This is a genomic window from bacterium, assembly GCA_036524115.1.
In the GTDB taxonomy this organism is placed as follows: Bacteria; JAUVQV01; JAUVQV01; order JAUVQV01; family DATDCY01; genus DATDCY01.
In genome coordinates, this window is sequence record DATDCY010000217.1 from 1 (window position 1) to 8153 (window position 8153).

At 73.3% G+C, this 8153-nt stretch carries 7 protein-coding genes; 3 read left to right on the forward strand and 4 right to left on the reverse strand.

The features are described from left to right. Positions 1-140: 140 nt before the first annotated feature. The 3 genes from VI078_10595 to VI078_10605 are packed head-to-tail and all read right to left on the reverse strand — an operon-like array spanning position 141 to position 3235. Positions 141-1166 carry a rod shape-determining protein gene (locus tag VI078_10595; protein ID HEY5999728.1) on the reverse strand — a complete coding sequence of 342 codons (1026 nt, stop codon included), beginning with the start codon at positions 1164-1166 and terminating at the stop codon, positions 141-143. Positions 1167-1208: 42 nt separating this feature from the next. After that, entirely contained in the window at positions 1209-2162 is a 954-nt protein-coding gene (locus VI078_10600) for an ROK family protein (GenBank protein HEY5999729.1), read from the reverse strand. A gap of 2 nt (positions 2163-2164) precedes the next feature. Beyond that, positions 2165-3235: an NDP-sugar synthase gene (locus VI078_10605; protein ID HEY5999730.1), complete on the reverse strand. Its 1071-nt coding sequence runs from the start codon at positions 3233-3235 to the stop codon at positions 2165-2167. Positions 3236-3361: 126 nt separating this feature from the next. On the opposite strand from VI078_10605, the gene VI078_10610 reads away from it, so the two are divergent. The 3 genes from VI078_10610 to VI078_10620 all read left to right on the forward strand — a co-directional run bounded on the left by VI078_10610 (position 3362) and on the right by VI078_10620 (position 7410). Beyond that, positions 3362-4597, forward strand: a complete 1236-nt coding sequence (locus VI078_10610; GenBank protein HEY5999731.1) for a tetratricopeptide repeat protein — start codon at positions 3362-3364, stop codon at positions 4595-4597. Positions 4598-4681: 84 nt separating this feature from the next. Next, a complete protein-coding gene (locus VI078_10615; protein ID HEY5999732.1) occupies positions 4682-5626 on the forward strand; it encodes a phosphate/phosphite/phosphonate ABC transporter substrate-binding protein in 945 nt (314 codons plus the stop codon). 11 nt (positions 5627-5637) lie between these two features. Further along, positions 5638-7410: an ATP-binding protein gene (locus tag VI078_10620; GenBank protein ID HEY5999733.1), complete on the forward strand. Its 1773-nt coding sequence runs from the start codon at positions 5638-5640 to the stop codon at positions 7408-7410. On the opposite strand, the gene VI078_10625 is transcribed toward VI078_10620, so the two are convergent. Then, positions 7383-8153: hypothetical protein (locus VI078_10625; GenBank protein ID HEY5999734.1), on the reverse strand; the 771-nt coding region annotated here is incomplete at its 5' end. The genes VI078_10620 and VI078_10625 overlap by 28 nt on opposite strands.

Below are 8153 nucleotides of genomic sequence, written 5' to 3' on the forward strand. Positions count from 1 at the left end.
GCCTGCAGGGGAGCCGCGGCCGTCGCGGCGGCCGAGGCCAGCGGCGCGACGCCGCCGGTGAGCGCCACGAAGAGCGCGGCCGCCGGCACGAGGACGGCGGTGAGCGCCCGCCGCCAGCGCGCCGACAGACGCCAGAGCATCTAGGCGATCTGGATCTGGCGGAGCAGGTCCAGCTCGTCGAGGACCTTGCCCGTCCCGCGCACGACGCAGGTCAGCGGGTCCTCGGCGATGGTGATCGGCAGCCCCGTCTCCTCGCGGATGAGCGCGTCGAGGCCCCGCAGCAGCGCGCCGCCGCCGGCGAGCACGATGCCCTTGTCCACGATGTCCGCGGCCAGCTCCGGCGGCGTGCGCTCCAGGGCGATCCTGATGCTGTCCACGATGGCGTTCACCGGCTCGAGCATGGCCTCGCGCACCTCGTCGTCGGAGATCCGCTGCGTGCGCGGGATCCCCGCCACGAGGTCGCGCCCCTTGATCTCCACGCTCTGCTTGGCCTCCAGCGGGAACGCCGAGCCGACCTCGATCTTGATCTGCTCGGCGGTGCGCTCGCCGATGAGCAGGTTGTACTTGCGCTTGACGTAGTTGACGATCGCCTCGTCCATCTCGTCGCCGGCGATGCGGATCGACTTGGAGTAGACGATCCCCGAGAGCGAGATCACCGCGACCTCCGTGGTGCCCCCGCCGATGTCCACGATCATGTTCCCCGACGGCTCCAGGATCGGCATGCCGGCGCCGATCGCCGCCGCCATCGGCTCCTCGACGAGGTAGACCTCGCGCGCCCCCGCGGACTGCGCCGAATCCTTGACGGCGCGCTTCTCGACCTGCGTGATCCCCGACGGGACGCTGACCACGATCCGGGGGCGCACGAGGGTCTTGCGGTTGTGCACCTTCTGGATGAAGTAGCGCAGCATGGCCTCGGTGATCTCGAAGTTGGCGATCACGCCGTCGCGCATCGGCCGGATCGCGACGATGCTCCCGGGGGTGCGCCCGAGCATGTTCTTCGCCTCCTTGCCGACGGCCAGCACACGGTTCGTGTCCTTGTGGACGGCGACCACCGAGGGCTCGTCCATGACGATGCCCTTGCCCTTCTGGTAGACGAGGGTGTTCGCCGTGCCGAGGTCGATGGAGAGGTCGTTGGAGAACATCCCCCAGATCGCGTTGAAGACCATCGGTGCTTCTCCCTTGCGGCCGCTAGGGGCGGCCCGTTGGTGTCAGGTGCATTCGATCTCGCGCCAGAGCAGGCCGCCCGCCCCGGTGACGCCCGCGAGCTCGCCGAGCGCCGCGCGCGCGAAGCCGACCCGCGTCGCGGGCGCCGCGAAGGCGCGCCGGCGCAGCTCCTGCTCGGCGTGCGGCATGAACAGGTCCCAGGCGGGCAGCACCCCGCCGCCGATCACGATCCGCTCCGGGTTGAGCAGGTTCACGAGCGTGGCGAACGCGATGCCCAGCGCCCGCCCCGCCTCGCGGTACGCCTGCCGCGCGTTGGCGTCGCCCTCGAGCGCCCGGGCGTGCACCAGCTCCGCGCTGACGGCCTCCTCGGCGCCCGAGAGCTCGCGGTACCGATCGACGATCGCCGTCGCCGAGGCGTACGTCTCGAGGCACCCGGCGTTGCCGCAGCGGCAGGTCCTTCCGGCGGCGTCGACGGTGATGTGGCCGATCTCCCCCGCCATGCCGTCGGCCCCGCGCCAGAGCGCGCCGCCGAGCACCAGCCCGCCGCCGACGCCGGTGCCGAGCGTCAGCAGCGCCATGCTCGAGCACCCCTGGCCCGCGCCGCGCCAGTGCTCCCCGTACGCGGCGGCGTTCGCGTCGTTCTCGAGCGCGACGCGCATCCCGAGCGCCGCGCCGACGCGCTCCCGCAACGGCACGTCGCGCCACCCCGGCAGGTTCGGCGAGGAGACGACGACACCCTCGGCGGCCGCGATGATCCCCGGCGCGCCGAGCATGACGCCGAGCACGCGCCCGCCCCCCGCCTCGACCTGCGCGACGACGGCGCGCACCGCGGCGATGATGCGCTCGACGAGCGCGTCCGGGCCCTGCCGGGCCGCGGTCGGCTCGCGGTGGAGCGCCTCGACGCCGCCGGCGCGGTCGATGGCCGCGACCCGGAGGTTCGTGCCCCCGAGGTCCATCCCGACGACGAACTCGCCCGCCACGCCCCCGCTCTCCCCCATCCCTAGTCTCCGCGGCCGACGGCGTGCACGCGGCTGTATTCCGGCACGCGCGCGCCGTCGCCGAGCACGAGCCCGGCCAGGCTCGTGTTGGCGCCGACGCTCACCCCGTCGCCGAGCACGCAGCCCTTGAGCCGCGCGCCTTCGCCGACCTCGACGCCGTCCCAGAGCACGCAGTTCTCGAGCACCGCGCGCGAGCCGATGCGGCAGCCGCTGCCGACCGCCACGGCCTTGTGCAGCTGCACCCCGTCCCCGCACGTGGTGCCGGGGCCGATGAGCGCGCGGCCCATCGCCAGCAGCCGCTCGCCCGTGACGACCCCGGCGCCCAGCCACAGGCCGCTGCCGCGCCGGCGGTAGCCGCGGTGGCGCCGCTCCGGCTGCTCGAGCAGGTCGCGGTGCGCCTGCAGGTACTTCTCCGAGGTGCCGATGTCCAGCCAGTAGCCGCCGTGCACGAAGCCGTAGAACGGGACCCGCTCCTGCACGAGCCGCGGGAAGAAGTCGCGCTCGATCGAGCAGTGCCCCGCCGGGAAGTGGCGCAGCAGCTCCGTTTCCAGGACGTAGACGCCGGCGTTGACCGTGTTCGTGCTGACCTCATCCCAGCTCGGTTTCTCGAGAAAGCCCTGCACGCGGCCATCGCGGCCGAGCTGCACGAGGCCGTAGGCCGTCGGGTCCTCCACCGGGGTGAGCACGATGGTCGCCTGGGCCCGCCGCGCGCGGTGGAAGGCGAGAACGGCGCCGAGGTCGACCGTGCTCAGCACGTCCCCGTTGAGCACGACCAGCGTCCCCGTCCGCCCCGCGGCGGCGTAGCGCACCGCCCCGCCCGTGCCGAGGGGCTCGTCCTCGACGGTGTACGAAAGGGCCAGGCCCCGCGGCGAGAAGCCCCGGATCGCGGCCTGCACGGCCTCCGGCCGATAGGAGAGGCTGAGCACGGCGCGGCGGATGCCCGCCGCACGCAACGCCTCGAGCTGGTAGGCGAGGAACGGCCGGTTCGCCAGCGGCACGACCGGCTTCGGCCGCGCCAGGGTCAGGGGCCGCAGCCGCGTCCCCTTTCCCCCGGCGAGGATGATCGCCCACATGCCTCCCGAGTCCCTGTTCCGATTGTTCATGGTGAATTGCGAATGTTGCCACACCTCGGCGATTTCCGTCAAGAAATCGAGGGTCGCGGGGTGGGCCGGCGGCCGCGGACGTGCTAGGATGCCGCCATGGTGTCCGCCCCCCGCCTGCGCGCCGCCCTCGCCGCCGCGCTGCTCGCGGCCACCGGGGCCGCCCCGGGCCTCTGCGCCACCGCTTCCGAGGCCAACGAGGCGGGGGCTGCGCTCTTCGGCTCGGGCCGTCCCCGGGAGGCGATCGCCAGGTTCGAGGAGGCGCTCGCCCTGGACCCCGGGTCCTCCGCGATCCGCCACAACCTCGCGGCGGCGCTCGCCGCGGCCGGCCACGAGGAGCTGCAGGCGGGCAATCTCGACGAGGCCCGGGCGCGCCTCGAGCGCGCCGCGGACCTCGCCCCCGGCGAGGCGTCCGTGCAGTTGCTGCTCGGCGTCGTGTTCTTCCGCCGCGGCGACCTCTACGAGGCGCGCCAGCGGGTCGACCGCGCGCTGGAGATTGCGCCGGGGATGGCCGAGGCGCGGGAGCTCTCCGGCGACCTGCTCTACCAGGAGGGCTCGCTCCAGCGCGCGCGTCGCGAGTGGGAGGCCGCGCTCGCGGGCGCCGGACCCCGGCAGCACGCCGTCCGCGCGAAGCTCGACCGCCTCGACCGCGAGCAGCCGGCCGAGGACGGCTTCGGGCGCGATGTCAGCCGGCACTTCACGCTGCAGTTCGACGGGCCCGTGCCGCCCGAGATCGCCCGCACCGCGCTGCGCCTGCTGGAGGAGGCGTACGGCCGGATCTGGCGGGAGTTCTCCCGGCCGCCCCAGCACGACGTCCCGGTGATCCTGTACTCCCGGGAGCTCTTCAGCGAAGTCACGCGCAGCCCCGCCTGGGTGGCCGGCTCCTACGACGGGAAGATCCGCGTGCCCGTCGGCGGGCTCGCCACGGCGGCTGACGCCGAGGCCCTCGGGCCGATCCTCGCGCACGAACTGACGCACGCCTTCGTCCGCGCGAACGTGCCCGGGTCCCTCCCCCTCTGGTTCGAGGAGGGCCTGGCCGGGCACTTCCAGGGGGTGACGGCGGAGGCCGCGCTGCAGACGCTGCGCGCCCACCACCGCCGCTTCGCCCGCCTCGACGAGGTGAGCGCGGCGCTCCGCGCCGGCGCGGACATCGCCGCCGCCTACGCGGCCGCGGCCCTGGCGGTCGCGGAGATGGTCCGGCTTGACGGCTTCTGGCTGCCGCGGCGGACCCTCGAGGCCGTCGGCGCGGGCGCGGCGTTCCCCGAGGCCTTCCGCCGGAACGCCGGCATGGGGCTCGACGAGTTCGAGGAGCGCTGGGCGCGCCTGCAGGGCTGAAGCCGTCAGCTTGTCTTCGCGAGGCGTCTTCCACTATAGTTTTCCGGTGAGGTTCTTGCACCGGGTGGGAGGAGGCTGCCGGACGTGAAGCGCGCGTACCGCGGTGTCGGGGTGGCCCTCCTGGCGTGCGTTGTCGGCGCGCTCGTCTGCGCGTGCGGGCGGGAGCCCGCCCCGGAGTCCCCCCAGCCGCCCGCCGCGGCAGTTACGGGCGGCATCACGATCGCGTTGCTGCCCGAGCGCAACGTCTTCGAGCAGAAGAAGCGCTACCAGCCCCTCCAGGACTACCTCTCGCGCGCCTGCGGCTGCGCCGTGACCTTCAAGCTCCTCGACAACTACCAGCTCATCTTCAGCGAGATCATGGAGAGCCGCGTCGACGGCGCCTTCTTCGGGAGCATGAACGGCGCCATCTCGCTGCTGCGCGGCGCCGTCGAGATGCTCGCGCGCCCCGTCGACCTCAAGGGGGTCTCGACGTACCAGGGCGTGATCTTCACCCGCGCCGGCAGCGACGTGACGATCGACCCGAGGACGTGGCGGGACAAGCGCATCGCGCTCGTCAACAAGGCCACGACCGCCGGCTACCTCTACCCCCTGGCCCTGCTGCGCCACTCGGGCTACACCGCCGACCCCGCGGCGTTCTTCCGCGCGATGTCCTTCACCGGCAGCCACGACGCGGCGATGCTCTCGGTCTTCAAGGGCGAGGCCGACCTCGGCGCCTGCAAGAACACCGTCTACGACGAGCAGCTGCGCGAGCACCCGGAGATCGCGGAGACGCTCCGGGTGCTCGGCGAATCCGCCGCCGTGCCCTCCAACGGCCTCGGCGTGCGATCCGGGCTGGACCCGGCGCTCAAGGCGAAGCTGCGCGAAGCGCTCCTCGGCATGCACCAGAACGAGGACGGGCAGCGCGTGCTGCGCCAGATCGGGACCCAGCGCTTCATCGCGACGGACCGGGCCGACTACGAGCCGGTCTTCGCGATGGCGCGCGACGCCGGCGTCGACCTCGCGGGTTGGCCGCTGCGCGACCTGCACTAGGGCTGCCGGCCGTGAGCCTGCGCACGCGGATTCTCGTCGCCGCGCTGCTGCTGCTGGGCGTCTCGGCGGCCGGCGTCGTGATCATCGTCGGCAACCTGCACGCCATCATCAACAACCAGCGCCTCATCGTCTTCAAGGACGAGACCTTCCACGAGCAGGAGCGCGCCCGCGCCCTGATCATGTCCTCCCAGGTCCTGCTCTACCAGCACCAGGCGGGGTACACGCGCGACATCGACCGGCTCATCGACGACATCGCGGTCTTCGAGGAGATCCTGCTCTCGATCGTCCCCCACTACCGCCAGCACCTGCGCGAGGAGGACTGCACCTCCTGCCACCGCGACGCACAGGTGCAGATCGACCACCTCGACGAGCGGGTGCACGCCATCCTCGTCGACCTCGAGCGCTTCCGCGAGAGCGTGAGCATCATCATCACCACGAACGACCGCGAGGCGCGGCTGCTCCAGCACGGCGCCGCGACCGCGCGCGGCCAGCGGATGATCGCCTCGCTCCAGGAGATCAACACGAATGCCGCGCACATGGTGGCCCAGTTGCGCGTGCGCAACGAGCGGCTGCTGCGCCGCTCCGTGCTGGACATCGAGATCACCCTCTTCGTCGTCGGCCTGATCTTCACGGTGACCCTGGCCTACGGGCTCGTGGCCAGCCACCGCCTCTTCGTCTCGCTGGTGCGCGGCACCGAGTCGCTGACGCGCGACGAGTTCACCCACCGGCTGGCGCTGGCGAACCGCGCCGACGAGTTCGGCCTGCTCGCCGGCCGCTTCAACCTCATGGCCGAGCACCTCCAGGAGCGCGACGAGCAGATCCGCCGCAAGACCGAGCAGATCGAGGACGCCAACCGCCAGCTCCACGAGCTGAACGAGACGCTCGAGGAGAAGGTCGAGGCCCGCACGCACGACCTGCAGGCGACGCTCGAGCAGGTGCGCCAGACCAGCGTGGCGCTCGAGGACTCGCGCCGGCGCCTCGAGGTGGCGAACCAGGAGCTGACGCGGGCCAACCAGGCCAAGGCCAACTTCCTGTCGATCGTCTCGCACGAGCTGAAGACGCCGCTCTCGGTCATCAACGGCTTCCTCTCGCTGATCCTCGACGAGCGCTACCAGAGCGATCCGCGCCAGCTGCGCGAGGCCGTGCAGATCTCGAAGCGCCGCGGCGAGCAGCTCTCGCGCATGATCGACGAGCTGATCGACCTCTCGCGGCTCGACGCCCGCTCGATGGTGCTGCACGTCGAGGAGACGGACACCGCGGCGCTGCTGCGCGAGCTCGCCGCGGAGTTCGCGGAGGAGACCCGCCGCCGCGGGCTGCGCCTCGAGCTGCACCTGCCGGAGGCGCCGCCCACGGTCCCCTGCGACGCGGACAAGATGCGGCAGGTCTTCACCAACCTCCTCGCGAACGCGATCAAGTTCTCGCCCGACGGCGGCCGGATCGACCTCGAGCTCGAGGTGCGGGCGGACGAGATCGTCTACTGCTGCCGCGACACCGGCATCGGCATACCGGCGACCGAGGTCGAGAAGGTCTTCGAGAAGTTCTACCAGGTCGACTCGACGGCGACCCGCCGCTTCGGCGGCGCGGGCCTCGGCCTGAGCATCGTCCGGGAGATCATGCTGCTGCACGGCGGCAGGGCCTGGGCCGAGAGCTCCCCCGGCCACGGCAGCACCTTCTTCGTCTCGCTGCCGCGCCACCCGCGCACGGCGGCTTCCGCGGCGCTTCCCGAGGCGGCGGCCGCGCAAGCCGCCGGCGACGCTCAGCCGGCCGGAGCGCCGCCCGCCTGATCCCCGCCCCCCGGTTCCTCGGGGTGGAGGGCCGTGTACACCGCGGCCGCGGCGCGCGCCGGGACCAGCCGCTCGAGGTCGGCGCGCGAGGCCGCGCGGACCCCCGCGATCCCGCCGCAGGCCTCGAGCAGGCGAACCTGTCGCTTCGGGCCCAGGCCGGGGATGCCGCTCAGGGGGCCCGTGAGCAGCCGCCGCGAGCGCAGCATGCGGTGGTACGCGACGGCGAAGCGGTGGGCCTCGTCGCGCACGCGCTGCAGCAGGGCCAGTGCCGGATCCCCGGACGCGAGCGCGAGCGGCGCCCCACGCCCCGCGGCGAAGACCGCGTCGGTCCCCCGCTTCTCGGACGGCTTCGCGATCGCCAGCAGCAGGCGCGGGCGCCAGGGCGACCCCGCCAGCGCCCCCTCGACGGCGCCGAGCTGACCCCGGCCCCCGTCGAGGAGGACCACGTCCGGCCCCGTCCAGGAACCGGAGGCGACGCGCGCCGCGAGCCGGCCCACGGCCTCCGCGAGCATCGCGAAGTCATCGGGCGCCCCCGCCCGCCGGATGCGGAAGCGCCGGTAGCGCTGCCGGCGCAGGGCCCCGTCCTCCCACCAGACCAGCGACGCGACCGCGTCGGTGCCGGAGAGGTTCGAGACGTCGAGGCACGCCAGGGACCGCAGCTCCTCCCCGGCGCCCCCCGCGACGCGCCCGACCTCCGCCAGCACCGCGTCGCCGCCGCCGGCGGCGCCGGCCTTCTCCTCCTG

Bases quoted from the DNA above. Each gene is read 5' to 3' on its own strand.
- VI078_10595 (HEY5999728.1), bottom strand. From the start codon at position 1,166: ATGGTCTTCAACGCGATCTGGGGGATGTTCTCCAACGACCTCTCCATC.
- VI078_10600 (HEY5999729.1), bottom strand. From the start codon at position 2,162: ATGGGGGAGAGCGGGGGCGTGGCGGGCGAGTTCGTCGTCGGGATGGAC.
- VI078_10605 (HEY5999730.1), bottom strand. From the start codon at position 3,235: ATGTGGGCGATCATCCTCGCCGGGGGAAAGGGGACGCGGCTGCGGCCC.
- VI078_10610 (HEY5999731.1), top strand. From the start codon at position 3,362: ATGGTGTCCGCCCCCCGCCTGCGCGCCGCCCTCGCCGCCGCGCTGCTC.